Source organism: Priestia sp. D3YE.R1 (genome assembly GCF_049199565.1).
In the GTDB taxonomy this organism is placed as follows: domain Bacteria; phylum Bacillota; class Bacilli; order Bacillales; family Bacillaceae_H; genus Priestia; species Priestia aryabhattai.
The window spans coordinates 1,377,186-1,403,527 of the sequence record NZ_JBLTHW010000001.1 but is presented as its reverse complement, the minus strand read 5'-3'; the positions used below and the strand labels follow the sequence as shown (position 1 = coordinate 1,403,527).

30 protein-coding genes are annotated in these 26,342 nt (G+C 37.9%); 3 read left to right on the top strand and 27 right to left on the bottom strand.

What is annotated here, in order from left to right:
• Positions 1-568 precede the first annotated feature (568 nt).
• The 14 genes from ACOZIR_RS07330 to ACOZIR_RS07265 all read right to left on the bottom strand — a co-directional run bounded on the left by ACOZIR_RS07330 (position 569) and on the right by ACOZIR_RS07265 (position 11,077).
• On the bottom strand, positions 569-2,032 hold the full coding sequence (locus ACOZIR_RS07330) for a HAMP domain-containing sensor histidine kinase (RefSeq protein ID WP_340141900.1): 1,464 nt from the start codon (positions 2,030-2,032) through the stop codon (positions 569-571).
• Positions 2,020-2,697, bottom strand: coding sequence for a response regulator transcription factor (locus ACOZIR_RS07325; protein WP_340141899.1), 678 nt, complete (start codon positions 2,695-2,697; stop codon positions 2,020-2,022). The genes ACOZIR_RS07330 and ACOZIR_RS07325 overlap by 13 nt, the downstream gene beginning before the upstream one ends.
• Positions 2,698-2,704: 7 nt before the next feature.
• Positions 2,705-3,478, bottom strand: coding sequence for an ABC transporter permease (locus ACOZIR_RS07320; protein ID WP_045290847.1), 774 nt, complete (start codon positions 3,476-3,478; stop codon positions 2,705-2,707).
• Positions 3,479-3,491: 13 nt separating this feature from the next.
• Positions 3,492-4,319, bottom strand: coding sequence for an ABC transporter permease (locus ACOZIR_RS07315; RefSeq protein ID WP_221777978.1), 828 nt, complete (start codon positions 4,317-4,319; stop codon positions 3,492-3,494).
• Positions 4,316-5,041, bottom strand: a complete 726-nt coding sequence (locus tag ACOZIR_RS07310) for an ATP-binding cassette domain-containing protein (protein WP_340141898.1) — start codon at positions 5,039-5,041, stop codon at positions 4,316-4,318. Before ACOZIR_RS07310 ends, ACOZIR_RS07315 begins: the two co-directional genes overlap by 4 nt.
• Positions 5,042-5,104: 63 nt before the next feature.
• The gene (locus ACOZIR_RS07305; protein ID WP_340141897.1) at positions 5,105-5,368 is read right to left on the bottom strand and encodes a hypothetical protein; all 264 of its coding nucleotides are present in this window, start codon (positions 5,366-5,368) and stop codon (positions 5,105-5,107) included.
• Positions 5,369-5,435: 67 nt separating this feature from the next.
• On the bottom strand, positions 5,436-6,515 hold the full coding sequence (locus ACOZIR_RS07300) for a DUF4030 domain-containing protein (RefSeq protein WP_045290855.1): 1,080 nt from the start codon (positions 6,513-6,515) through the stop codon (positions 5,436-5,438).
• Positions 6,499-7,026 carry an RNA polymerase sigma factor gene (locus ACOZIR_RS07295; RefSeq protein ID WP_052942373.1) on the bottom strand — a complete coding sequence of 176 codons (528 nt, stop codon included), beginning with the start codon at positions 7,024-7,026 and terminating at the stop codon, positions 6,499-6,501. The genes ACOZIR_RS07300 and ACOZIR_RS07295 overlap by 17 nt, the downstream gene beginning before the upstream one ends.
• Positions 7,027-7,175: 149 nt before the next feature.
• A complete protein-coding gene (locus tag ACOZIR_RS07290) occupies positions 7,176-7,487 on the bottom strand; it encodes a hypothetical protein (protein WP_045290859.1) in 312 nt (103 codons plus the stop codon).
• 119 nt (positions 7,488-7,606) lie between these two features.
• Positions 7,607-7,813 carry a helix-turn-helix domain-containing protein gene (locus tag ACOZIR_RS07285; RefSeq protein WP_045290861.1) on the bottom strand — a complete coding sequence of 69 codons (207 nt, stop codon included), beginning with the start codon at positions 7,811-7,813 and terminating at the stop codon, positions 7,607-7,609.
• A 10-nt stretch (positions 7,814-7,823) separates the two neighbouring features.
• A complete protein-coding gene (locus ACOZIR_RS07280; RefSeq protein ID WP_301862259.1) occupies positions 7,824-8,381 on the bottom strand; it encodes a DUF2975 domain-containing protein in 558 nt (185 codons plus the stop codon).
• A 190-nt stretch (positions 8,382-8,571) separates the two neighbouring features.
• The gene (locus ACOZIR_RS07275) at positions 8,572-8,991 is read right to left on the bottom strand and encodes a GNAT family N-acetyltransferase (RefSeq protein ID WP_045290865.1); all 420 of its coding nucleotides are present in this window, start codon (positions 8,989-8,991) and stop codon (positions 8,572-8,574) included.
• A gap of 197 nt (positions 8,992-9,188) precedes the next feature.
• The gene (locus ACOZIR_RS07270; protein WP_028409472.1) at positions 9,189-9,596 is read right to left on the bottom strand and encodes a universal stress protein; all 408 of its coding nucleotides are present in this window, start codon (positions 9,594-9,596) and stop codon (positions 9,189-9,191) included.
• A 14-nt stretch (positions 9,597-9,610) separates the two neighbouring features.
• Complete coding sequence (locus ACOZIR_RS07265; RefSeq protein WP_045290867.1) at positions 9,611-11,077, bottom strand: SulP family inorganic anion transporter; 1,467 nt, start codon at positions 11,075-11,077, stop codon at positions 9,611-9,613.
• A gap of 666 nt (positions 11,078-11,743) precedes the next feature.
• Between ACOZIR_RS07265 and ACOZIR_RS07260 the strand changes: the two genes are divergently transcribed.
• A complete protein-coding gene (locus ACOZIR_RS07260; protein ID WP_045290869.1) occupies positions 11,744-12,286 on the top strand; it encodes a recombinase family protein in 543 nt (180 codons plus the stop codon).
• Positions 12,287-12,348: 62 nt separating this feature from the next.
• On the opposite strand, the gene ACOZIR_RS07255 is transcribed toward ACOZIR_RS07260, so the two are convergent.
• From ACOZIR_RS07255 to ACOZIR_RS07245, 3 genes are all read right to left on the bottom strand, one after another.
• Positions 12,349-12,960, bottom strand: coding sequence for a DUF421 domain-containing protein (locus ACOZIR_RS07255; protein ID WP_045290871.1), 612 nt, complete (start codon positions 12,958-12,960; stop codon positions 12,349-12,351).
• Between the two features lie 175 nt (positions 12,961-13,135).
• Positions 13,136-13,519: a DUF302 domain-containing protein gene (locus ACOZIR_RS07250; protein WP_028414671.1), complete on the bottom strand. Its 384-nt coding sequence runs from the start codon at positions 13,517-13,519 to the stop codon at positions 13,136-13,138.
• A 124-nt stretch (positions 13,520-13,643) separates the two neighbouring features.
• Positions 13,644-14,360 (bottom strand): DUF4396 domain-containing protein, encoded by a 717-nt coding sequence (locus tag ACOZIR_RS07245; RefSeq protein WP_045290875.1) that lies wholly within the window; start codon positions 14,358-14,360, stop codon positions 13,644-13,646.
• A 182-nt stretch (positions 14,361-14,542) separates the two neighbouring features.
• Here ACOZIR_RS07245 and ACOZIR_RS07240 point away from each other — a divergent pair, with 182 nt between their 5' ends.
• Positions 14,543-14,872 carry a four-helix bundle copper-binding protein gene (locus tag ACOZIR_RS07240; RefSeq protein ID WP_045290877.1) on the top strand — a complete coding sequence of 110 codons (330 nt, stop codon included), beginning with the start codon at positions 14,543-14,545 and terminating at the stop codon, positions 14,870-14,872.
• Positions 14,873-14,979: 107 nt separating this feature from the next.
• On the opposite strand, the gene ACOZIR_RS07235 is transcribed toward ACOZIR_RS07240, so the two are convergent.
• Positions 14,980-15,822 (bottom strand): LysR family transcriptional regulator, encoded by an 843-nt coding sequence (locus ACOZIR_RS07235; RefSeq protein ID WP_045290879.1) that lies wholly within the window; start codon positions 15,820-15,822, stop codon positions 14,980-14,982.
• Positions 15,823-15,939: 117 nt separating this feature from the next.
• Between ACOZIR_RS07235 and ACOZIR_RS07230 the strand changes: the two genes are divergently transcribed.
• Positions 15,940-16,683: an SDR family NAD(P)-dependent oxidoreductase gene (locus ACOZIR_RS07230; protein ID WP_045290882.1), complete on the top strand. Its 744-nt coding sequence runs from the start codon at positions 15,940-15,942 to the stop codon at positions 16,681-16,683.
• A gap of 84 nt (positions 16,684-16,767) precedes the next feature.
• Here ACOZIR_RS07230 and ACOZIR_RS07225 read toward each other — a convergent pair whose 3' ends face one another.
• From ACOZIR_RS07225 to ACOZIR_RS07185, 9 genes are all read right to left on the bottom strand, one after another.
• Positions 16,768-17,484 carry a nucleotidyltransferase domain-containing protein gene (locus ACOZIR_RS07225; RefSeq protein WP_045290884.1) on the bottom strand — a complete coding sequence of 239 codons (717 nt, stop codon included), beginning with the start codon at positions 17,482-17,484 and terminating at the stop codon, positions 16,768-16,770.
• A 62-nt stretch (positions 17,485-17,546) separates the two neighbouring features.
• Positions 17,547-18,488 (bottom strand): sugar phosphate isomerase/epimerase family protein, encoded by a 942-nt coding sequence (locus ACOZIR_RS07220; RefSeq protein WP_421535541.1) that lies wholly within the window; start codon positions 18,486-18,488, stop codon positions 17,547-17,549.
• A 244-nt stretch (positions 18,489-18,732) separates the two neighbouring features.
• The gene (locus tag ACOZIR_RS07215; RefSeq protein WP_045290887.1) at positions 18,733-19,632 is read right to left on the bottom strand and encodes an AraC family transcriptional regulator; all 900 of its coding nucleotides are present in this window, start codon (positions 19,630-19,632) and stop codon (positions 18,733-18,735) included.
• Positions 19,633-19,751: 119 nt separating this feature from the next.
• On the bottom strand, positions 19,752-20,057 hold the full coding sequence (locus ACOZIR_RS07210) for a hypothetical protein (protein ID WP_045290888.1): 306 nt from the start codon (positions 20,055-20,057) through the stop codon (positions 19,752-19,754).
• 127 nt (positions 20,058-20,184) lie between these two features.
• A complete protein-coding gene (locus ACOZIR_RS07205; protein WP_045290891.1) occupies positions 20,185-21,234 on the bottom strand; it encodes a LacI family DNA-binding transcriptional regulator in 1,050 nt (349 codons plus the stop codon).
• A 252-nt stretch (positions 21,235-21,486) separates the two neighbouring features.
• Positions 21,487-22,368: a sugar phosphate isomerase/epimerase family protein gene (locus tag ACOZIR_RS07200; RefSeq protein ID WP_340141894.1), complete on the bottom strand. Its 882-nt coding sequence runs from the start codon at positions 22,366-22,368 to the stop codon at positions 21,487-21,489.
• 89 nt (positions 22,369-22,457) lie between these two features.
• On the bottom strand, positions 22,458-23,495 hold the full coding sequence (locus ACOZIR_RS07195) for a Gfo/Idh/MocA family protein (RefSeq protein WP_045290894.1): 1,038 nt from the start codon (positions 23,493-23,495) through the stop codon (positions 22,458-22,460).
• 64 nt (positions 23,496-23,559) lie between these two features.
• A complete protein-coding gene (locus tag ACOZIR_RS07190; RefSeq protein WP_340141893.1) occupies positions 23,560-24,747 on the bottom strand; it encodes an MFS transporter in 1,188 nt (395 codons plus the stop codon).
• A 113-nt stretch (positions 24,748-24,860) separates the two neighbouring features.
• Entirely contained in the window at positions 24,861-26,318 is a 1,458-nt protein-coding gene (locus ACOZIR_RS07185; protein WP_310877952.1) for a CoA-acylating methylmalonate-semialdehyde dehydrogenase, read from the bottom strand.
• Positions 26,319-26,342 lie beyond the last annotated feature (24 nt).

The window sequence follows — 26,342 nt, the reverse complement described above, 5'->3', positions numbered from 1 at the left end:
TAGAATTTACTAAAACTACAATTAGATAAATATTCCATTTATATGATATAGTTTTTATATGCAAGTAATAAATAAATAGAAATGGAGTTTCAACATGAGGCGCATAAGCAAGATAACAAAAGATAACAATAGGAACCATTACAATCGTTTTAGCGCTGGGGTTAATGGGGTGCAGTCACGCACGTTCAAACAATGAAAGCATAGATGAAAACGAAGCAAAAAAAGAGATGGCCATAGAGCTGAAACTCCTGCAAAACGAGTGTGAACGATGCACCTCAGCATGAGCAGGCAGAAAAAGTGAATGAATTTATGGGAGACTTTTTACGCAAATAAACTAAAGAAAGACTGCAGAATACGGTATACAGCCGCTTTGCAGTCTTTTTTTATGAATGGTAAAAGCCAATGTATCTATTTTTCACATTATTGGTTTATTTTTCAACGTTTTAACAAGTGTATACCGGGTATAACTTTCACTGTACAGATGCAGTCCCCCCAAAGGAACATGTACATTTCTTTCTTACTTACCCTTTTTGGAACTCTCTTTTTTGAGGGTTCTTTTTTTATGCGTTTACTTTTTTCCCATTGGAAAAACAATCTTAAACAATGCCCCTCCCGTCTCCTTATTATCGGCTGTGATGCTTCCTCCATGGTTTTTCACAATGGACTGAGCAATATAAAGGCCTAGCCCCAAGTTTCCGTGGCCGCTTGTTCTTGACGCATCTTCTCGGTAAAACTTTTTAAACAGCTGCTCTTTGTTCGATAGCGTAAAGCCAGGTCCCGTATCATGTATTTCAAAGATTACTTCGTTGTGATCAATGACGGTATTCCACGCTATCTCCCCTCGTTCAGGCGTGTAGCGAATACAGTTTGTAAGAATATTATCTAACACTTGAGAAATCCGCTGAGGATCTCCGTACAATTGGTTTGATGCTTCTTCTTGACTAATTGAGGCTACAAATGTAATCTCTTTTTTTTGACATAAAAGCTGAAACTCGCCTGCTTTCTCATGAACAAATGAGGATATATTAATAGACTCACGCTTTACGGCAAAGCCCGGATTTTCGATCACAGATACTTCTTGCAGCTGATTTAATAGTTGAATCGAACGCTGTGTATTTGTGTAGATCGTATGTAAATATCGATTCAGCCTCTCCGGGTCTCTTTTGCTTCCTTCTACTAAAATTTCGGTGTGACCGTGAATAATTGTAAGAGGCGTTCGTAAATCATGCGCAATCGCAGCCGTCATATCTTTACGGTCTTCTTCAAGCTGCCACTGTTTAGATAGCGATTGCTTTAATTCTTTTCGCATTTCTTCAAAGGCATGTAAGAGCTGACTTAATTCTTTTGCGTCTTGAGTCAGGGACAGCGAAAAATCTAAATTATTATGCTGAATGTTTTTGGCTGCGGTCATCAGCTCGTTAAAAGGCCGTTCAATTTTTTTACTAAATCGTCTTCCAAACAAATAAGCAAACAAGTAAAAATAAAGAAATGGACTGGCTAGCGATACAAATGTTACAAGCGCAACCATCCATTTAATATTAGGATTAGTAGAGGCCATATTTAGTTGATATCTTAGCGCAATCGCCCCGTTTACTTCGTCTTTTGAATTAAAAAGTGGATAGACTTTTATAATGTATTTACCTGAATGGATATTGGTGTTGACCTGAGAATACAAATCGCGTTTGCTCTTAATATATGAAGTGGACATGGAGCCATACACGTTTTGTCCTTCTCTATTTATAATTTGATAATCCATGCCTTTTAGCGGAATAACCGATTCTACTTGGTTTTTAGCATCTTTCGAAAGAAGCGCATCCTCTTTTTCTTTGACGAACTGAAGAATATCGGGAATTTGTTTTTCATAATAATTTGCGGGATTCAGTGCTCCAGGCATAAGAAACCAGTTTACTGCAATAACGATTCCCCACGTTAAAAGCGTCGCAAGCAGGCTATACAGCAAGATCAAATGAAAGGATAAAACAAACTGCGCTTTTAACGTCGCCCGGTTCATCCATTTTTTTATTTTACCCATTTGTAGCCAATGCCCCAAACGGTCGAGATATAAGGTGTTTCGTCATATTTTAATAGTTTGGCTCTAATTTTCTTCACGTGTTCTGTAATCGTAGACGAATCTCCTTCGGCGTCGTAGCCCCACACTTTTTCATACAGCTGTTCGCGTGTAAACACCTGACCTGGATGAAGAGCGAGGAAATGAATGATCTCAAACTCTCTTGAAGTAAACGGAATTACTTCATTGTTATGTAAAATTTGATAGCCATTTAAATCAATGGTTAACTCTCCAAAATGAAGCCTGTTATAGGAGTTATTGCTAATTCTCTGCTCTCGGCGCAGATGGGCGTAAATCCGGGCTTTTAGTTCTTTCATGCTAAAAGGCTTAACTAAATAATCATCTCCACCCACTAATAGTCCTTTTATCCGATCCAGCTCCGTTTGTTTGGCGCTCAAAAAGATAATGGGGCATGATATGCTTTTTCGAATCATTTCACAAAGTGCAAAGCCATCCATGCCTGGCATCATTACATCCAGCACAATTAAATCTGGATTTATTTTTAACTTTTTTAACGCTTGTTGCCCTTCGTAAGCAAACACCACCTCATATCCTTCATCTTGCAGCGCATCTTTCATAAATGAAATAATGTCTTTTTCGTCGTCCACTAGTAAAATTGTTTGATTCATCTCCAGCTCACCCTACCCATTCTTTCTTTTTCCATACGAATAGGTTTATTATAAGACTAATAATCAAAATTGGAAATAATAGGTTTACTAAAAATTCAGAGTTTGACTTACTTAGTTCATGAAAAACAGAATCGGTTACGGAGAAAAAGAAGCTTAGTTTATCTGACACATACACACTTCCAATTAAAGCACCAATAGTTGAGATGTAAGATAAAATAGAATTAGGCATAAGAACGCTCAGGATACTCCCGATACTAATAACCGCTATAAAGATGCAAAAACAAATGCCGTAAAATTTTAGCGAATACATCAACGCCCCTAGAGTCCCTAATGTATGTCCCCCTAAAAACGTCGTTTCATTCACATGAGGCATAGCTATTTTTCCAAGGCACGTCCCCCATACCCACGTAATACACAAAATAAGAAAAACTAGTAAACATTGAACCGCCCACTTTACAAAAAACAGCTTCACACGCTGGTGGGGCCGAATTAGTACCATGCGCAGAGCTCCCGATGTGTACTCACCGTTGAAGCTATCTGCCACAAACATAGGAATGACAATAAACGTAATCACAAAGGATAGGTCTCGGAGAAACAAAGGCGCTGAATTTAAAGAGTCAATTTTCACGTCATGAGCCGCATCAAAAAACGAAATGCCCCCCCTTTGAAAGAAAATGAACCAACTAAAAGCAAGTAACCCTACGTACACGGCCAATACAGCCGCTGTTTTTTTTCGTTTAAACGTTCGCTCTAATTCACTGATAAAAAGTCCTGTCATCATCTCTTCTCTCCTTTTATAAAAATGATTCTTTTTTTCGAATAGCTACATACGTTAAACCGCTAAAAAATAGAATATAAAAACCTAAGATACCCAGATTCCAGCCTACAAACTGCGGTTTTTCTGCCATCATGACTGTAATCCCCTGCCATTGAATCATCGGTACGGAAGTAAAAAACAGCTGTCCAAAAAGCTCTTCACTCATCCACTGCCTAAACCCTGTTAATAAATTTGGATATGAAAAGGAAATCAGTATAAAAGCAACCCCCATTCCAACAGCCGTAGTGGCTGTTTTGCTGATAACAGAGATAAAAAACAGCACACAGCATATCGCAATAGTTGTTAAATAGGCATACCCATAGAATGAAAGATTATATACTAGCGCTTCTTTTATGTTGAAAACATGACTGTGATAAAACACAAAGTAGCTTTGCGGGTGTTCAAACAGCAAAAAGCCTATCATATAGCTCATACAAAAATACGTAATAAAAAACAGTAAATTAAACAGCAGAATCACTGCGGCTTTTGCTAGGATGATTTCTTTAAACGAATATGATCGTATCATGACCATTCGCAGCTGTCCTGACCGGTACTCGCCGGTAACGACGAGCGTAATAAAAACTAAGAACATGGCATTAAAAACGGTAAATAACATTTCAACTAAGCTCAGTACAGGGAAGTTTCCGGCAAACGTATACTGTGGTAAATTGACTGTGAGTGCTCCGTTTTCTTTTTGGAGATAGGAAGAAGCAACTAACAGTACCACAGGCACTAATAGAAAGGTCAGCCACGCCACTTTTCGTTTCCAAAGTCTTTCCCACTCCGCTACTAACAGCTCCTTCATTGTGACACCATCTCTACAAACGCATCTTCAAGATTTTTACCGGATGCTAGCTGGTCCAGAGCTCCGTCCCACATTAACTCTCCTTCTCTCATTACCACAATTTGATCACATACTCGCTGTAATTCATCCAGCAAATGACTAGAAATCAGAATCGTTTTGTTATAGTCGCGTTTTAACGTAAAAATCAGCTCGCGCAGTTCACGTACGCCCATCGGATCTAAGCCGTTGGCCGGCTCATCTAGTATTAATAAGTCCGGGTCGCCTAAAAGCGCTTGAGCAATGCCGAGCCTTTGCTTCATCCCAAGAGAATACGTTCGAACTTTATCGTTTTCTCTGCCGGTTAATCCCACAATATCAAGCACTTCTTTTACTTTTTGCTGCCTTTCTTGCTTTGTATGAAATGAATGCAGTCGAGCTAAATTTGTCAGGTTTTCTTTTCCCGTCATATAAGGAAAAAAGATGGGCGACTCCACAATTGCACCAACGTTTTGCAACGCTTCTTTTCTTTGCGAAACAATATGTTTATTATTAATAAAAACTTCTCCTCCGGTTGGTTTAATCAACCCCGTCAATAAACGAATTAACGTCGTTTTACCTGCTCCGTTTGGCCCTAGCAGTCCACATATTTCCCCTTCGTTAATTTGAAACGATACTTCTTTTACTAAGTGACGTCGTCTTACTTTTTTTGAAACGCTCTTTACCTCTAAAATAATATTTTTCATCTTAAATCCCCCCTACACGTAGTATAGGAGGGATTTATAAAGAATTTATAAAGTTTATAAAAATTATCGTACAGGTTTTTTGGCAATGATAAATGCTGCAGTTGCAAACAAAAGTAAGCATACGGATAAAAACAAATAGCCCGCACCTTTAAAGCCTCTTACTTCTACATAACCAATATAAAAAAGAACAGCCGCAGCCATAAGGGTTAGTATTGAAGGGTTCATTCTAATGACCTTGTTCCATTTCATTTTTCTGAATAGCCAAGTTAACACGAGTATAAGTACACCTGGCAGCAGTGCAATAAGTAAAGAACCGCCTATCATCATCGTCTATCAACCTTTCAAGATATCTGTTATTAAGGAGCATGTATAGAGAAATATTTAAGTGCTGTGTTTAGTTTAGTTTTTTATTCCCTTTTCCGTAAATCACAACTGTGTAAGAATCACCTTTCACTTTATTTTTCATTTCTTTTGTTTCAAGAAATTCATCGATAATTCCTTTAAGTTCATCGGCAAATTTCTTATTATCTTCGGAAACGCTTAATGAAGTGTAGATAAATAATTGTGGTTCGGGATGAACAGAATAGCCTACCATCTTGACATGATATTTCTCTTTCCCTAATAAGTCTTCACCCACATCCGTAACAATAGTTCCCCATCGATTGTCTTGGTCACGTTTCTTAAGGTTTATTTTCTTTATTTTTATAGAAGCATTCTCTGCTTTATTTTCAGCCAGAACAGCACGAATAATGGTTTTTATTTCTTCCACTCTCTTTTCTGTATTAGGAATTTCCAGCTCTACTGTTGGCGGAGAGCTAAAACTAACGTTAGCTATTAAAAAGTCATAATGATGCTTCTCCAATTCTGTAGAAATATCAGTTTGAATCTTTTCAATTTTTTTCTCTTGTGCATTCGGTTCCGGATAGACATACGGCTCCATTCTTTCGATTTTAAACGTATAGGCATCATATTGCCTTTTGGACAAAATATTGGTTGCAATATCAGTTATGTCTTCTCGTACCTTATTAAAATACTTCTCCGACCCTTCTACCGATACAACTAATTCTTTTTTTCCTCCATAATAGGTCTGTCCGACACTAGCCGTTTTATATCCCTTTTTCTCAAGCTCTTGATACAATACATCGGCTACAGGCTTTTGCTTAAAAATCTGTCCTAAATAAGGGATTTTAGCAGCCACTTGCGCCATTGCTGGAGAAACAAATGCTGAACTAATGAATGCACCGCTCAAAAGAAAAAGGGCTATACCACAATATACAATATTTCTTACAAAGTGATTTTGTTTGATAGAAAATAGATTTCTTTTAGACTTTACAGGTGGTGAAGATTCTAATTGATCAATTGTTTCTAAGAGCCTTTGTTTATGCTTTTGTTTCCTCGTTGATTTCCAAATCAACTCCTCGTTCAATTTTTCTAGAGAATTGTCATCTATATAAGAATTAAACGGTTTCTTCATATACGTATCCATCCTTTACTAACTGCTTTCTTAAAGCAGGAATTGTCCTGAACTGCGCTGATTTTACTTTGCTTTCAGACCAGCCTAAAATGGTGGCTGTATCTTTAACGGAAAAACCTTGAACTTTGCGCAGTAAAATAACTTTACGATGTGAATCTTTGAGTTTTCCTAACGCTTGATAAAGTTCTAGAGAAGTTTCCTTAAGCTCAATCATTTCTTGAGGTAAACGAGCATGATCCTTTTTCGAAAGAAGAAAATCTTTTAAAAGACTAGTAGGCTTTTGTTTTCGAAAATAATCAATCGTTACATTATGGGCAATACGAAATAACCACGTCTTTTCACTGGCGTTTTGCTGAAATAAATCATAGGAAAGATAAGCTTTTACGAATGTTTCATGGGTCAAATCTTCAGCTTGCTGATAATCTTTTACAAGCATCAAAATAAATTTTAATAAGGCGTCACTATGTTCGTCATACCAACGCTCAATCTCTTCTTTTTTCGTATTTTCCAATGTCCTGACCATCCTTTTAACTAGTATTCGTTACTTAGACGTAATTTTTTAAAAAAAGTTGTGGTTTTTATTTACAAAAATAAAAAAGCTCTCCTAATTAAGAAAGCTTTTACTATTGCAATCTATAAAATTTTTAGTTAATCAAAGGCTTACGGTTCAGAAATGCCATTTGCAATTGCTAGTAAAAAAATTAAGCCAGAAAGCAAAACAAAAAAGATGCTGTTTGCGATAATGCTGAACCACACAACGCTCGGCTTTTTCGTTCGGATTCCTAAAACTAGTGCCACAATAAAACCAACGTCTATCGCAAAAAACAGCCATAGGGGAATAGTCAAATCGCCGCTTCTACTTGGAAAAATTGAATTTGATGGGAATATCCGATTCGCAAAAAACACTACAAACGCAGCTGCCAGCAAAATAAGAGTTAATAAAATCGGTTTATTTTCTTTTGATATACTCATTTCAAATACCTCCTAACTAAAGAAAATACTACCATATATTATTAAATAGAAATATACAGATTCCATAGTCTCAACACCAAAAAGAAAAAAGGACATAGATTTTCTCTATGCCCTCTTTTTTATTCATCTGGCACATACTCTAAAATGTCACCTGGCTGACAGTCTAGCACTTCACAAATGGCTTCCAGCGTAGTGAAGCGTATGGCCTTTGCTTTTTCAGTTTTTAAGATAGAAAGATTGCTTTTGGTAATCCCTACTCGATCTGCTAGCTCATTTAAAGATATTTTCCTTTTGGCCATCATGACATCTAAGTTGACTCTAATCATCTCTGACCTCCTATATAGTAAGTTCACTTTCCTGAGCAATTGCAACTGCTTTTTTGAAGAATGCTCCTAAAAGAAGAATAAAAACGGCTGCTATAAACAGAATACCATCTATTGAGTATGAAATAGTAATAGTTCCATGTTTAAGGTTTAACAAAGGAGCTAATTTAGCTGCTATAAAAAATTTAGGAATTCCAGCAGCGAATGATCCTATTAAAAAGATAATACCTGTTGCAAAAATGGCTTTTGTGTTACTTGAAACAAAGATAATTCCTTTAGCTGCATTTTTAAATAATACTTTAAAATTCCAAAGCATTGCAATCGATAAAAAACAAGAAATCAATAAGGCTACAATCCAAATTTGGACTAATTTTGTATCCGGAATTTCGTTCAGCTTAACATCAAACAATCCTTTTCCTAATGATAAATTAAAAGATGAGTTCTGTAAGATTGAGTCGTCAAACTGAAGGTAAATAACCATTATTCCCATAATACCTGCTACAAAAATATTAAACCAAAATAAAGTGTTGACCAGATAAAAAAGAATTCGATAACCATTTGTTCGTTTCATGTAAACATCCTCCATAACTATTGTTAGGATTAATTTACCATGTATATATAAGGAAATCAATGATTTTTTATCGAAAAACAATAAATTTTATGTTTTTTTTGATAAATAATAGTCGTTTTAGATAAAAAGAAAGATGCTATTGTAATGACATATAGACTTAATTTATATAAACAGCAGTCTTAGCCATAGCTTATTCTAAATATTCTTCCGCTAAAGAAGGATTTAAATAACGAGCCATACCGGTTTTCATTTTACGAAACCCTGCTTTTTTATAAAACTCTTCATTTCCTGATGTGGAAACAAGATGAACGCAGGAAATATCCTTAAGCTGAGCCAGCAGGTTTTCTGTAATTTGCTGTCCAATTCCTTTGTTTTGATAGTCCTTATCAATCACAACATCATAAATCGCAGCATTAAACACACCGTCTGAAAGAGCTCTGCCAAACCCTGTTATTTTATTTTCATCATAAGCAATCGCTACTACGCTGCTTGTTTGAAATATTTTTTTGATTTTTTCTTCATCATGGTTCTTCCACCCGACAGAACGGTAAATTTCTTTCATCCTCGACCACTCAACGTTTTCTATAGAATGTGAAAAGGAAATTTTCATAGAATCTACTCCTTTTGTTTTTTTATAAACTATTTCTTTTTTCAAAAGCAAAAGTCCTTGGCAGATCATTACGAGTATGTGTATACGATAAAAAGTATCATGCATGTCAGTAATGATGTATAAACGTTAACTTCTATATTTCATCGCAAAAAAGGTACAAATTATCTGCGATTTGCACCTACAATAACTACGTTCGTTTACTTAATAATCATAACCGGACAGTGTACTCGTTTAGCTACTTTATGACTGACGCTGCCTAGCACCATTTCTTGAAGAGAATTTAAGCCTCGGCTTCCTATTACAACCAGATCAAAGTTGTTTTTATTGGCGTAGGCTACAATGGTTGGCCCCGGGTCGCCGCGTTCTATTTTAAGCTGATGCGCTATCTGCTTCTTTTCAAAGCAGCTCTTTATTTCTTCGAGCGCTTGCTGTCTTTTTTGTTTCAGCTCTCCGTGTAAAATTTCGGTTTTCGCCTTTGATAAGTCAATAACCGAAATAATTTCTACTTTTGATTGCGGTATGAAAGAAGCAACTTGTATCGCATGCTCCGCGGCTCTTTTTGAATGTTCTGATCCATCTACAGCTAACAAGATTTTTTGATACATTCATTGTCCCCCTATCAATGAGCTGATGCTCTTGCATTTGACTTGTTGTAAGTCGCTAATCTTTGAAGTAATTCTTCACTTACATCATTTAAACCTGTCAGCTTCACCTCAGCAGACGTTTGTTCTTTTAGCTTCAGTACAATTTTATCGATAGCCGCTACGGCTGAGTCATCCCAAATATGCGCTTCTGAAAAATCAATCAAAATTTGATCTTGTTTTTCTGTAAACGTAAAAGAATGAACAAAGTCTTCTACAGAGGCAAAGAACAGCTGACCTTTTACCTTATAGACCGTTCGATTTTCCGATTTCTTTGCTGATACGTCTAGCTTTGAAATTTTTGCAGCAAAGAAAACTGCGCTTAAAATAACACCCGCAATAACTCCTTTTGATAAATCATGTGTTGCTACAACCGTAATTACCGTCACAAGCATCACGAGGGTATCTGTTAAAGGGACTTTCGTGAGCGTACGAAGTGAAGACCAGTCAAATGTTCCGATCGATACCATAATCATGACGCCTGCTAGTGCAGCCATTGGAATTTTGACAACCCAGTCCCCTAGCACCAAAATGAGAAACATAAGAAATATCCCTGCTACAAACGTTGATAAACGACCGCGTCCGCCTGATTTTACATTAATAACGGTTTGACCGATCATCGCACAGCCAGCCATGCCGCCAAAGAAACCAACGACGATATTCGCAATTCCTTGCCCTCTGCTTTCCTGGTTTTTATTACTAGACGTATCTGTCATATCGTCCACAATCGATGCCGTCAGCAGCGATTCCGTTAATCCAACAATAGACAGCCCTAGCGCTGTTGGAAAGATGATGGACAATGTTTCCATATTCCATGGAACGTTAGGAATAGAAAAGATCGGCAGTGACTTTGTGATTTCTCCTAAGTCTCCTACTGTACGCAAATTAAATCCTCCGAAAATAGCTACAATTGTCATGACGACAATGGCTACTAATGGAGATGGCACTGCTTTTGTAAAGCGCGGTAACACGTAGATAATGACAAGAGTTAACGCCACAAACACATACGTCATCGTTGAAATTCCTACGAAGTGCGGAACTTGTGCCATAAAAATTAAAATAGCTAGTGCATTCACAAACCCGACCATCACGGACCTCGGAATAAATTTCATAAAGCGAGCAATCTTAAAAATGCCAAACAGAAGTTGAATCACACCCGTTAAAATAGTCGTTGCCCATAAATACTCCATTCCATGTTCTTTTACTAGTGTTACCATCAGCAGGGCCATCGCGCCGGTAGCTGCTGAAATCATCGCAGGACGCCCTCCTACAAAGGCCATCACAACGGCGATACAAAAAGATGCGTGTAATCCTACCATCGGATCTACCCCGGCAATAATGGAAAAAGCAATGGCTTCAGGAATGAGCGCAAGCGCTACGACAATACCTGAAAGGATATCTCCTTTCACGTTGCCAAACCACTCCACTTTTAATTTATTGAACATGATAACAAAAAACACCTTTCTCTCTATAGTCATAAACGTTTACTGTACGCTTTTCTAGATTTTGAACAATAAAAGTAGTAAAATAGAAAATAAACAGAACCTAAATGGAACGTTTATGGTACTTTTAATATATAAAAAAATGAGTGAAAACAGCCCAACATATCCTATCTTCCTCAAAAATTATATTCACGTACATGAAACGTTTCGTTACATTTTTTAACTACGCTCTTATTAAATTGAAGCAATCAGCTCCTTTATTTTTTCCTCATTTAACCCAAACGCTTTTTTCACTTTATTCTCCAAGTCCTGTGTGACTCTTCTTTTTCCAACTTCCACTAATGCAATGAGTGAAAAACTTCAGTTTACTCTTTCAGCGAAATTCCGCTGATTCAAATTGTAGCTTTTTCGAATCTGTTTAATAGTCTCTTTATCCATATTACACCTCGCTTTTCTTTTATAAGTGGCTTCCAACTCTCATAGAAGCCGAGACGTTGTGAACAACTAAAACTCTAGCAGACCTAAACCAAAATGTCTATCATTTTTTGTTCCAAAAACGATCTTTTTTGGAACTATACTTCTTTCTATACTGAAAAGAAATGTTATGAGCGGAAGGAATTTGGTACAATAGGTAAATATAAATAAACAATCCATGCAGGAGATGGTGTAGTGATTATTGGTTATACCCGTCCATATAGCGAAGATGAAAACTTGGACAAACAGTTACAGGCGTTGCAGCCTTTTAATTGCGATAAAATTTATCATGAAAAAACAAATTCCATAAAAAAAAGAGTAGAATTCGATGAGATGGTAGCTTCACTCCAGCCAAGCGATACAGTCGTTGTGTATAAATTTTACTGTATCGCAGACTCCACTCGGCACCTCATTGAATTAATTGAGTATCTTTCAGATAATCATGTTCACTTTGTATCGATCTTGGATGACGTTGATACATCCACCGAACAAGGAAAAGCCTTTTTCAGTACCATTAAACGTATTGGTGAATTTCAACATGACGTCATCAGTGAACGCACAAAAGCCGGTCTTCAAGAAGCAAAATCAAAAGGAAAAAGCGGCGGCCGGCCAAAAAAACCTGACTATAACGTCCACCGAGCGCTTGATATGTACTGGAGTAAAAACTATACGATTGCTCAAATCACAGAAGCTACAGGTATAAGCAAAACGACTTTGTACCGTTACTTAGATAACTAAAGCACATGTGAAAAAGACGTCCTTTCATTCGGTAAAAAGGCCGTCTTTTTTTAGTGGCTATATCACTGAAGATATTTAGGATTCGGTTTAGAATGGTGATTAATTTCTTCAAATATATCTGAAGAAGGTTTAGAAGACACTTTGTTATGTAAATCTTGCGCAGGCGCGCTGGTTTGAGAAAAAGATGACATATATAATTCCATCAACTGTTTAAAGTCACCTACAGTCAAAGGTTTTGCATCTTCTTGAAGTTCGTATCCTAACTGTCCATTTGGTTCAATTGTGGCGGTTTTAACATCTTTTATGTTTGATATGCCTGCATTTCGTAATCTCATTTCTAATTGATCGGCGGTTAAACGTAATTTTTTAAGCTGCTTAGTATCTAATTGACCATTATTTATAACGATTTTAGATTTACCTGTCAGAAATTTTTCAAACCCATTAAACTTTAATTGTAAGTACTCTAAAACTAAAATAGCAAGAACAAAAATTGCTGCCCCGCCAATGGCTTTTAGCATACTTTTCTCAACAATAGGTTGTACAATGATGGTACCTAAGGAAATCATAACGACCGTTTGAGCGAGCGTCATTTGAGCAATCGATTTTCTTCCCGCTATTCTCAACAATAAGATTCCCGTTAAAATCAAGATTACAGATTGCCAGATAAAATTCATAATATCATCCTTTTTATTACAGTCTGCTTTTAGATTAGGCATCTGAAAGCAAATTATTCATGTATCAAAAATTTCGTTTCCACTCCTCATACCCTAATAAAGTTAGAAAACAAAAAGATACCTTACGTAAAGGTATCTTTTTGTTTTGTTATTTTCTTTCTCGGAATCACAGGACTTATACAGATTGATCAATGCAGCGTATTAATCTTGTTTCGATGTCTTCTGCTAGTGTTTGGAGCTCTTCATTATGAAGCATATTAATCATAGCCGTAGGCCTAGGCATGCCAATCTTTGTTTCACTTTCATCTTGATATACAACCATTTTACAAGGGAGAAAGTATCCTACTAAAAGATTTTGCGAAAGAACACGCTGAGCTTCTTTCGGATTACACACTTCTAATACTGTAAACGGTGTATGAAAGTCCTGCCCTTTTTCCTGTAGCTTTGCAGTTAAATCGAAATTCCACAAAACACCGAACCCTTCGCTTTTTAAGTTTTCTTCTAGAGAACTAATCGCTTCTTCTAGGCTTTTCGAGGTTTTTACCGTGTAATCAAACATCCAATCTCCTCCTGTTAAGTTAGAATGAATTCCTTTCTTCTACGAAACTTGAAGTTCATGTTATTCTGCCCCATCCTTAAAGTTTAAATCTATAGAATATCAATGGCAGCAGCTCCAAGTGAAATTACATCGCATGTTTTACCCCTTTTTTAACAAGTACCCAGTTAGCAGGATAGCTCGTACAAAAGCCAATAATCATGGCGATTTGCATCATAAACCAAAAGACCGCGCTGTCTGGTTTGGGTGCCTGTGTAAAAAAGACATAATGTGATAAAGCCATCCAGCCAAACATGCCGATTTCAAAGGCAATAAGCGACCACGTATCTGCTTTTACCGCGTTTTTCAGCTCCTCTTTTGAGCTATTATCTTTCATACTCATGCCGTAGTATTGAAAAGCAATTCCCGCTATATAAGCAAGAATAAATTCCACTACGTAATCTGCAAAAAGTACGCTTCCGGCAATCGTCCATCCTGTTAAAAATACGATTGGTGCGCCAATTAAATCTCCGACCGAGCACCCGCTGCTGCAGTGGGTCGTAGATACAAAAACACTTTGCCAAAAAGGCTTCTTACTATGATGGTGCTCGTGATGATGCCCCTCATGGTTATCATGCATATGATCAGAGGAATGATGAGCATGATCGTGTTTTTTTCTATCTTTACGGCCTAATTTGAAGTAAAACCATATCCCGGCCACAGGAAAATATAGGCCCGTAATAGGCCACACAATGTTCATCACAAACATCATCTGCGGATGCCTAATCACGTCGATTGTAATAACTAAAAATTGAATAATTCCGATTGCAATAGCGATATAAGAAAGTATTTCTAGCCAGCTCATGTGCTACACTCCTTTAAGATTTATCTATCAACCACATACCCTCCACCCCTATATTTAAACGTAAAAAGAGAGACTGCTCATTACTTAATAAGTTTTACAGCACTCTTATGTTTATTATGTTTACTAAACTAAACTATAGTCTAATGTAATAGAGAGAAGAAAAAATAAGGAGGAATTTTACAATGTCTAACGAAAATTATCAAACTGTTATTCAAACGCTGCATGAATGTATGAGTGCCTGCAACCAATGTTTTGATGCTTGCCTAAAGGAAGAAAATGTAGGGATGATGGTGGACTGTATCCGTTTTGACCGAGAATGTGCAGATATCTGCGGATATTTGGAACAAGCTTTAGAAAGAGGAACGCCTTTCGTTGCTGAACTAGCGGGAGTTTGCGCTGAAATTTGCGAAAAATGCGGTAACGAGTGTAAGAAACACGATCATGACCACTGTCAAAAATGTGCAGAGGCCTGCTTGAAATGCGCGGATGAATGTAGAAAATTAGCTGCATAATCTTTGGAATATAAGAAAGCTAGAACCCTTGAAGCGCATTTCAGGCATTAAGGGTTCTTTTTAATGTACTGGAAAAAAGAAGACATCACGTTTCCTAAAGACAGAATCTATAGGCTTTCTAAAAAACGACTAAACTTTTTAAGACTTTGTGAGCGCTGCTTCCCTTTCTTTACTACAAAATCAATATGAACGTCTTCTGGAAGCTCTTGATATTGAATGCTTTTTATATCGCCACGAGAATTTACTACGCTAGCCGGGACTACACTCATTCCAAGTCTATCGCGGACGCCTTGTAAAATAGCTTCTAATGAATCAAATTCCATCATGTTGGCTTTATGTGTATGATATTCTTTTGAAAACGCTAATAGTCTGTTTCTATAAATGCAGTTTACATCACTATTGAGGAGTAGCGTTGGTGGGGCTTTTTCTTCTATATCTTCATCCTTAGGTAAGATAAGCACCATTTTTTCTGCATAGTGATAAACCGTTTCAAACTGAGCCTCGTTATAGGTACCGCTAAGAAAAAGTCCGTCAATTTCCCCGTACGAAAGCATTTCTTGTAAGACTTGCTTTCTGTCTGTTTTTATTTTAACTTCAATATTTTGGTGCTCTTTCAGAAAAGATGAGAATAAAGAAGGAATTTTAATAGCAGAGACGGTCTGCGAGGCGCCAATGATTAAGGATCTTTTAAACTTATTCGGATTAACTTCTGCTTTAGCTTCCTCCATTAACAGTAAAATACGCTGGGCATAGTTAAACAAAGCTTCTCCTTCATCCGTTAACGCAACTCCTCTATTTGTACGTGTCAGTAATTTAGTACCTAACTCTTCCTCTAAATTTTTTATTCGCTGGCTGATATGCGGTTGAACATACCCTAATACTTCCGCAGCTTTTGATAATGATTTTTCTTCTGCCACACATTTAAAAATTCGTAAGTCTTGGCTTTCCAATTTCAATTCCTCCGCTGATATCATTTTAAATGATACCTCTCTTAGTATTACCTATTATATCCTTTTTTCTATCGAAGATATAATAAAAGATGTTGAGAGAAAGGAAGGTTAAGAGAAATGAACGATTTTAAAAATAAAGTATTTATTATTACCGGCGGCGGCACTGGTGTAGGCAAAGCAACAGCTTTAAAGCTGGGCGATAAAGGCGCAAAACTTGTAATAAACTACAGCAACTCAGAAACAGAAGCGAAAAAAGTTGTGGAAGAGATTACTGAAAAAGGAGGCATCGCGTTTGCTTTTAAAGCGAACGTAGCCAACGAGCACGAAGTGAATAAAATGATTCATCAAACCATTACACGATTCGGACGGTTAGATGGATTAGTGAATAATGCTAGTATTACAGCTCAAATCCCGATGAATGACTTAGAGTCTGCAACTGATGACGTATGGGACTCTTTATATGATGTAAACGTAAAAGGCATGTTTCACTGTGTAAAAGCAGCCGTTCCACATATAAAAAAGCAAAAGTCAGGGGCGATTGTTAATGTAGGAAGTGTCGCCGGTACAACTGGAATCGGCTCATCTATTCCCTATGCCGCAACAAAAGCAGCAATTCATACGATGACAAAATCGTTAGCAATTGCACTCGCACCCCATATTCGAGTAAACTGCATCTCTCCTGGTGCAGTCGACACAAGGTGGTGGGCTGGCAACGAAGATAAAATGTATCAGCTTGCAGGCAATCTACATCTTCAGCGCATTTCTTCTCCTGAAGATATCGCAGATGCTATTTTGTTTCAGTTAAAGCAAGAGTCTGTGACGGGCCAAGTGTTTACGATTGATAACGGGCAAACTCTTTAAGCATACGTGAATATTCATAAAAAACAAACCCCGCTACTAGCAAGCAATAGTAGCGGGGTTCTAACAAGGCTACTGATTCAACCTCTATTTCCCCAGTGAAAATCCTTCAAACAGCCGGCCCCCATGTGGTTCTAACACTTTATCCACCAGTTGAATTACTTTATCTTTATTTCCTGTTTTATAAAAGGTATCAAATGCCTCTACAAACTCTTTACTAAAGCGTTCATTATAGTCATTCAAAGACCTAACAATCCATTTAGAATCCCCGATCCAATGACCGTTTGTTCTTAAAACAAATTCGTGCGTTATGTAAGCGATCGTGTTAGCAATAAAAAGTGATTCACCTTTATTTGAAGAACCAATTAAATCATCTAAGGCATCGCTTATAAAATACCTTTTTAATCTAATCGTCTCTTCCGACCATTTTTCAGGGCCTTTTTCAAGTAATTGTGCAGCTTCTTTTTTTATAGACTGCACTACTCCTTTATCCGCTAAAATAATTCCCTCGGAAATCATTCTTGGCAGTGAAGGTCTAGCCCTCTTACAGTCGCTTTTAAAAAAGGCTTGGTATGAAGTCAGATTATGAGCAAAAACTTCAATTGCCCATCCAAATTCAATGAGGGACTCCCTAAAAGAAGAAATAAAACTCTCATCAAAAATAACAAGATCGAGGTCGGACGTGCGCGTAGCTTCTCCTCTCACCACGCTTCCAGCGAGCAATGCGCCTTGACAGTTAGGGTAATGTTTAAAAATGAATTGTGTAGCTGCTTGCAGCGGTTCTAACCTTTTTAGCTCTTTCATCATATTCCTCCAGAAAACAATATATATTATTTTTCTGGTTAGAGCGTGGAAATTCCTTTAAATTAAAAGCTAAGCGTTTGTTTTAATGCCTCAATAGAAGTTCGAACCCCTGCTTCAACTGACATTGTTAAATCTTCCATTTCTAAAGAAACTTCTTCATCATAGCCCATCATCTTAACAACAGAGAAAAACTCTTTCCACCACTGTAAATCTTGACCACAGCCTACGGCCACGTAATTCCAGGCTCTATTTGCTACATCCGTCACTTCTTTTGTTTCCATCACTCCGTTCACTCCTGATAGATGTCTCTCAAGGCGCACGTCTTTTCCATGAACATGATGAATGGCTGCTCCTAGTTCTCTAGCTGACAAAATAGGATCCGCTCCCATCCAGATTAAGTGACTTGGATCTAAATTTAATCCTACAATAGGTCCTACCGCATTACGAAGTTTAAATAACGTTTCAGGGTTATAGACTAGTTGAGAGCTGAAGTTCTCAAGAGCGATTTTTTCGATACCGCAGGCTTCAGCTTTCTTAACGAGCTCTTTCCAGTAGGGGATGGCTACTTCATTCCATTGATAATCTAAAATCTCTTTTAACACTGGTGGCCAGCTTACTGTATACGTAATCCAGTTTGGAATCTTGTCTTCAGGACTTCCAGCTGGTAATCCGCTCATCATAATCACTTTCTTTACACCTAATAATTTTGCCAGTTCAAATGTTTTATCCGTTACTTCCCGATGTTCTCTTCCCAGTTCACCTGGATCTAAAGGATTCCCAGAACAGTTTAACGCACAAAGTTTGACGTTACGCTTTTCTAATGCATGTAAAAATTCACTTCTTTTATCATTACTTTCTATTAATTCATCTAGTCTCAAATGAGGTGCTGGCGACCAACCCCCTGTGGTCATTTCGATCGTATCAATCCCCATCTCTTTTATTACATCTAACATTTCTTCAAAAGGCAAATGTCCTAAACTGTCTGTTACATAAGATAATTTCATCGTCTTCTCCTCCTAAAATACCGTCTGCAGCTTTTAATCTCAACAAGCTAAAAACAGAGATTGTAAACGCTTTTATTTAATTTTAATAAAGTATAGCTGTTATTATATAATCTTGAATCTTAATCGTCTTTGTTTTAAAAAGACTACTTTTTATCTTTTGAGGACATGTTTGAATCCTCATTAATTTTATTTCATAAAAATAGCTCTCCTCTGCTCGGGACACATGTAAGCAAAGAAGAGTTGACTAATCTTTATATGCAGTTGTTTTTAATTTTGTATATAGAGAACGAAAACGTCCTGGTGAGCTGCGCATCGAAGCAGTAAAAACACGTGTAAAGTAGTGAACGTCGGGAAACCCTGTTTCTTGAGCAATATCTCTAATCGACAAATCAGTTGTTTTGAGCAGTATCGCAGCTCTTTGAATTCTTTCATTTTGTACATATTCCGAGTAGCTGACACCTAATTCAGTTTTAAAGAGACGAGACAGATGACGGCTAGATAGATGTAAATGAGTCGCTGTATCCGTAAGTTTAATAGAATTGGCTAGATTATCTTTAATATATAATTTTGCAAGATTAAGGGTTAAAGAAGATGTCTTTTGAACAGCTTTCTGATGATAATTTAAAGGCAAAACAAACGTATTTATGAGCGAAAGAAGAAGAGAATGAGCTAAATTTATCAGTATTTCTTCAAAAAAAGCATCTTCTCCTTTTGCGGCATGATTCAAAAGAGACTTCCAAATGAACGGAGCAGTTCCATCTTCTTTTACATCTGCTACTACTTCAGAACATCGTTTAGCTTCTTCTATTAGTGTGATCCATTTTTCAGTTGATTCTGATTCAATCAGTTCAAAGCCTACATACAAAAGAAAAAGACCCGTATCGCTTTTTATGTGGTGTAATATCCCGGGCCTTGAAAGGAATATTGTATTTTCTTTTACCGGATAGGGACGCCCGTTGTCTATGTAAGTTCCTTGTCCTTCAAGCACGTAACACACCTCAAAGAAAGAATGTTTATGAGGGACATTATCATAGTGCTTGGGCATAACTCCCCAATAATGAACATGAAAAGACATTCCGTTTCCTTGTGTACGATGGACACGTTCATTTAAAGAAATTTTCCCCGCGATAAGATTAGCTGCCACACGCTCCACCTCCTTCTTATCTGAAGGAACCTATAATTTATAAGAAATTTCAGAATTTAAATCCCATTAAAATATGATCATGATTGATGACGATGACCAGCCTTTTTATGTCTGACAGCTTAACTAGTTATCGGAGAAGGTTTTATTTCTTTAATTGTTTTTACGATAAACACAGGGACGGGCAGAAGGCTGAGTTTTCCTAATGAAGTAATGATGCGAATGTACTTCATTTCACCTTCCACATCAATTTCATCTCCGATATTCCAGCATTCCATTGATTTTTGACTAAGAACAGGAATGATTTTCAGCACATCGCCATCAAAGGAGATGTTATCTTTCACCTCTAAAAAAGACAGGTGATCCATTCTTTTATAGTGATGCTTTGGATATGTTCTTTTTTTGAATACTGTTCCCTTAATCCTCACTAAAGTCACCTTCTCTTTTTTATCAGAGTATTCCTTCCGCTTTGCTGTAAACAAGAGAAGACAAAGATGATGGTCTCTCTTGTTTACTTCTCAGCAAAAAACCTCATAGCAAAGCGTTTAAACAGCACTAGTTAATTTTCTTAGCTGGGCCTTCAAGTTGTATAAAATTTTTCACTGTAGATTTACTTCCGCAAGACTCTCTTACGATTAGTTCATCTTTTAATACAAACTTTTTTTGTTCTAACGCTTTTCCGCTCATTAACCCAAGCAATAATTCCATCGCTTTTTTCCCAATTTCATATTTAGGCTGCTCAATCGTTGTAATATGAGGTTCAATGATATCCGACATTTTTGAGTTATCAAACCCTACTACAGCTATATCTTCAGGCACTTTTAAACCGCTGTCTTTTGCGGCTTTTATCGCTCCAATCGCCATTTCATCGTTAAAGACAAATACGGAAGTTGGGCGTTGTTCTAACGATAATAGTCGAATCATTTGATGATAACCGGACTCTAAGCTAAAATCTCCTTCTTGAATAAAAGCGGAATCCACGGGTAGATCGTGACTAATCATCGCTTGGCGGTACCCTTTTAATCGATCACGGCTTAAGATAACATTCATAGGACCAGTGATATGCGCAATTTTGGTATGCCCAAGGCTGATTAAATGCTCCGTTATTTTTCGCGCGCCGCTAATATTATCAATAGATACGGTAGAAATATCTAAGCCATCAATATATTCGCACGCAAGAACCGTAGGGAACTGTCTGGAGACTTGTTCAATTCTGTCTTTATCCATGCGGGCTGTTAGAAGAATCATGCCGTCCGCTTGCTTTTGGAATAATAAATCAACAAACTCTCCTTCTCGCTCAATGTCATTTTCTGTATCTCCTAAAATCACTCGGTAGCCGCTTTTGATGGCCGTATGCTGAATTCCTTTAAGAACTTCAGAAAAAAACGGGTGGGTAATATCAGGAACCACTACTAAAATGGTTTTTGTTTCTTTTTTTCTAAACTGTCTTGCGATGATATGGGGCTGATAATTTAATTCTTCAATGGCTTTTAGAACTTTTTCCTGCGTTTCTTTGCTTACTAGGTGGGGCTGACTAAGAACTCGCGAGACAGTAGCTGGAGCTACATTAGCTAGTTTGGCCACATCACTCATTTTAACTGACATACGTTCACTCACCTTTATCTGTAGTAATTAACATTTTATAATAAAAAGTTCTATCCGTTTTGCATCTATCTTTATTATACATTACTAGCATAATAAAGCCTCTCTTTATCATCATGATGGGGGCCGAATAGAACAATTAAGGCTATTTTAAACTAGCTATGCCCACAAGTTCTGATCTTCTTTCAAGCATAAACCATGAAAAGTGATGCAAAACATATCTTTTTATGCTTCGCATCACTTCAGTAGATCACGTTAAATGTTTAGACCTTCTTTAATCTTTAATCCTTCTGTAATTGACTTTAACGTTACTTCGTTTGACCATTCTGGTCGATCAGGGTAGGCAAATACAGAGTTTGTTACGATGCCGTCAAATTTAATTTCTCTTAATTTGCGATACAGTGCGTCAAAATCAATTTCTCCTTCACCAGGATTTAAATGCTGGTGAATCGTTACCTTTGCATCAGGCGGATTTACAATATAGCGAAGTCCAAACGCTGCTTTATGGTTAAGCGTATCAGCAATCAGAACGTGTGCAAGCAAATCACCTGCTTCATCAATATGCTTTGCTACATCGCCAATGCCATCGTCATAAAAGAAAGCATGAGGAACAGAATAAACTAATTTAATCCAGTCTTTGTCCAGCGCACGAATCATTGCAATAGCTTCTGTGTTTAACTCGATAAAATCATTTGGATGCGATTGGAGGTTAAGCTTAATTCCTTCTTTTTCAAAAATCGGCATCAGCTCTTCCATCGATTTAACAAAAGCAGCTTCACTTTCAACAGGTCGGCTTTTGTCGCCGCTGAATTCACTGTTCATTAAATCTACTCCCAGCTCAGAAGTAATTTCAATTGTACGCTTCCAGTTCCTTACTGCCGCTTCGCGATCCTGCTCATTTGGTGAAGACCACTGCTGCACCGGAAGTACAGAAGAAATTTTCACCCCAGCATCGACACAGTATCTTTTTAAGTCTTTTATACGCTGTTTATCAACTTTTGGGTATTCATAAAACCAAATAAAATCTTTGCGCGGAGATAACTCTACGTATTCATAACCTAATCTTGCAACTGTATCAATCGTATCTTTTAAACTTGTATTGTCACGATAATGTGACGGATCATATGCTAAACGCACTGTAAAGCTCCCCTTTCTTTTATGCACACTAGACGTGCCCATCCCCTAAGTTTTAATTAAGCTGTTTTGTAAACAAAACGTTTTTACAATTACATTTTGCCTACTGCGGTTAACGTTTTATGGTAGAAATCAGGACGCTCGCCTAACGAAATAGGAACAATATTTCCTGATTTTTTTGCTTCTAAGCAAGCATCTGAAGTAACGGCCGCAACATAACCGTCCCAAGCAGTTGGTCCATTTACTTCGCCTTTAAGCGTTGAATCAATCCAGTCTTGCAGCTCTGTATCGTAAGAGTCAATGAATCGATCTTTCCAATCTACTAAAATCTCAGTAGATTTTTTTGCTTCACTGCGTAACACGACGCTTGAAGGCTCAGGTAAATTAGCGATTCCTGTTTCTCCTACTACTTGACATTGAATATCATAGCCGTACTGACAGTTTACAAAGACCTCGGCATCAATTCGAACGCCTTGCTTTGTTTCAAGCAGCACCATGATTGGATCTTGCAAATGTTCAAGCGCCTTGCTCGTTTTTCTCGGTGCCACGATTTGAACCGATACGTAATCGTCATTTAATAACCAGCGCAAAACGTCAATTTCGTGGATGAACGTATCAACGATTGACATATCGCCTGTATATGTATCAGGTACCGTAGGGTTTCTGTGTGCGCAGTGAACCATTAATGCTTCACCAATTTGTCCGCTTTCAATCACTTTCTTTAAAGCGCGATAACCTGTGTCATAGCGGCGCATATAGCCAACTTGCACCAATGGCTTGCCGTGTGTAATTTCAGCGTCAACGATTCTTTTGCAGCCTTCTGCCGTTGTAGCAAGCGGCTTTTCGCAAAATACAGGCTTTCCAGCTTGAATCGCTCCTAGCACAAACTCTTCGTGCGTCGGTCCCCAAGACGTAACAACCACTGCATCTACATCTTCCGACTTAATCAGCTCATGTCCGTCATCATAAACAACGGCATCTAAGTTTTGATTTTTTACAACAGCTTTTGCTTGTTCTTGGTTTACATCCGTAACCGCAACGATTTTTCCGCCTGATAATGTATTGGTAATTCTTCTAATATGATCTTGTCCGATTGCTCCTGTTCCAATAACCCCAATTTTCAACACCATAATCTATGGCCTCCTTTAATATGTGAACTTTAAAAATAGAAATAGATGCTTGCTAACATACGTTTTATTTTGCTTTAAAAACTTTATATGACGCTTCTTTCTTATCCCATGCCGCTGCAAAAACAGTAGCGGTTAACCCTAAGGCTGCTGCAAAAAAGAAGCCTGCTTTAAGTCCCATCCAAGAATTTAATATTCCTGCAACAAAGGGACCTCCGAATATCCCTAACGCATACAGCGCTTGATAGCCTCCCATCGCCGTAGCTCTTTTTTCTGCATCTATTCTTTCAATAGACATTCCTAGCATAAGAGGAAACACTAATCCTAATGAAAACCCGTTCACGCTTTGAATGATACAAAGCAAAAGTTTATTTTCCGTCATAGGAATCATACAGGTAAAGAATGCAGCCAGAAAAAAAGCGGCCTTTAAGATGCTCCATTTTCCAAAGCGCCAAACAAATAGCTTTTCCATAATAAGAGGAGCAGCTGCATGAGGGATCATAAAGGAAAAGACAATCAAACTCAGCTCGCTCTCTTTAAATCCTGCGCTTAATGCGTACGCAGGAGTAAAACCAAACATGGTCGTGAAAATAAGGCTGTGTGCTAGAATAGACAGCAGTGAAATTTTTAATAGCGACGGCTCTTTTATTACCCTCATTAATTCTTTAAGCTTTATAGGCGATCTCTTTACGTTCTCTTTGGGCTCGTAAATGAAAAAAGAAAGAACAGCGCCTATGACACTCAAAATCGTCCCTATCCAAAACGGAGCGTGCCATCCCCACTCACTTACAATGTAACCGCTTAAACTCATACCCAAAAGCTGAGCCAAAACTACTATAAACGAAATGATATTCATAGCACGAGTCGTTTTTTCACGTTCAAAGTAGCTTGAATATAAAATCGTAAAGGCAACCCACGTTGCCGCTGCCAATCCAGCCAAGCAGCGTGATATAAACACTCCTATTAAGCTATCGGTCAACGAAAATAGCAGGCAGCTTGACATGCTGGCTATCATGCCAAAGATAACAAAAGGTTTTCTCATTTTCACAAAGTCTGAAAAGATCCCGAGCGGAAGGCGACATAATAGCTGCATGAGTCCATAGCTGCTTAACACTAAACCAATAAAGGCATACTTGCCTCCTAGCCCTTCCATATAAGGAGACAAAATAGGTACGTAAATAAACTGCGAGAACCAAAAGATAAATGAAACGGCTGCAAAAAGATACTTATCTTTGACGGTACGTATAGCACTCAACTAATCACTTCCATTTTGTTACTGCGAAAAAAACGACTTTTATTTTTTTATACGATTGTACTACGAGGTACTAGCAAATGTCGCTAGTATCCCATAGTACGATAAGTGAATTCTTAGTAGCGTGCCGTAACCATTTTCTTTCTTGTGTAAAACTCTACGCCGTCTGTGCCGTTGGCATGAAGATCGCCGTAGAAAGAGTCTTTCCAGCCTGAGAATGGGAAGAACGCCATAGGTGCCGGCACCCCTACGTTCACTCCTAGCATGCCTGACTCAATATTTTCACGGAACTCACGTACGCTTGCGCCGCTGTCTGTATAGATGCAAGCTCCGTTTGCGAATCGAGAGTTATTGGCAACGTCAATTGCTTCTTCTAACGTTTTTACACGCACGATAGAAAGCACCGGTGCAAAGATTTCGTCTTGCCAGATTTTCATTTCTTGTGTAACGTTATCAAAAATAGTTGGTCCAACAAAATAGCCGTTATCTTTTACCGCATGATCTTCACGGCCGTCACGAACTAAACGAGCTCCTTCTTCTACACCAGATTCAATATAGCTAAGCGTACGTTCTTTATGGTTTTCACGAATCACTGGTCCTAAGAAAACATCTTTTTCTAATCCGTTTCCAATGACGATGTTGTTTGACTCTTGAACAAGTCGTGAAATTAATTCATCTGCCACTCCTTCTTGCACCGTTACGACAGATGCTGCCATGCAGCGTTCACCTGCTGAACCGAAAGCAGCTCCGATAATTTGTTTTGTTGCTACGTTTAAGTCCGCATCGTTTAATACGATTGAGTGGTTTTTAGCACCCGCTAATGCTTGAACACGCTTTAAGTTTTCCGTACCTTTTTTATACACATATTCAGCTACTGGCTGTGAACCTACAAACGAAATGGCTTTCACTAATTTATGTTCAAGAAGGCCATTTACCACATCATGCGCGCCGTTTACAATGTTTAATACGCCTTTTGGCAATCCAGCTTCTTCAAATAATTCTACTAATCTTGCTGCTAAAAGCGGCGTTCGCTCAGACGGCTTTAATACAAATGTATTACCGCAAGCAATCGCCAGAGGGAACATCCAGCAAGGAACCATCATCGGGAAGTTGAACGGCGTAATCCCGCCAATAACACCAATTGGATAACGATACATGCCAGACTCAATGCCAGTTGCAATATCAGGAAGCTGTTTACCCATCATCAACGTAGGAGCACCGGCTGCGAATTCTACGCATTCAATTCCGCGCTGTACTTCTCCGCGCGCTTCATTAAAGCTTTTTCCGTTTTCAAGCGTCACAAGTTTCGCTAACTCGTCCCAGTTATCTACTAATAGCTGCTGATATTTAAATAGAATACGCGCACGTTTTGGCACCGCAGTTTTTGCCCATCCTTTGAAGGCTTCATTCGCAGCTTGTACCGCTTGATCTACATCTGATTTTGTTGAAAGAGGAACCTCTGCAATGACTTCACCCGTTGCAGGGTTATAAACTGGTTCTGTTAGACTTGTAGATGAATCTACCCATTCGCCGCCAATATAGTTTTTTACTGTTTTTACTGTTGTTTGTGTCATGTTCATTCTCCTCTCAATTTTTGA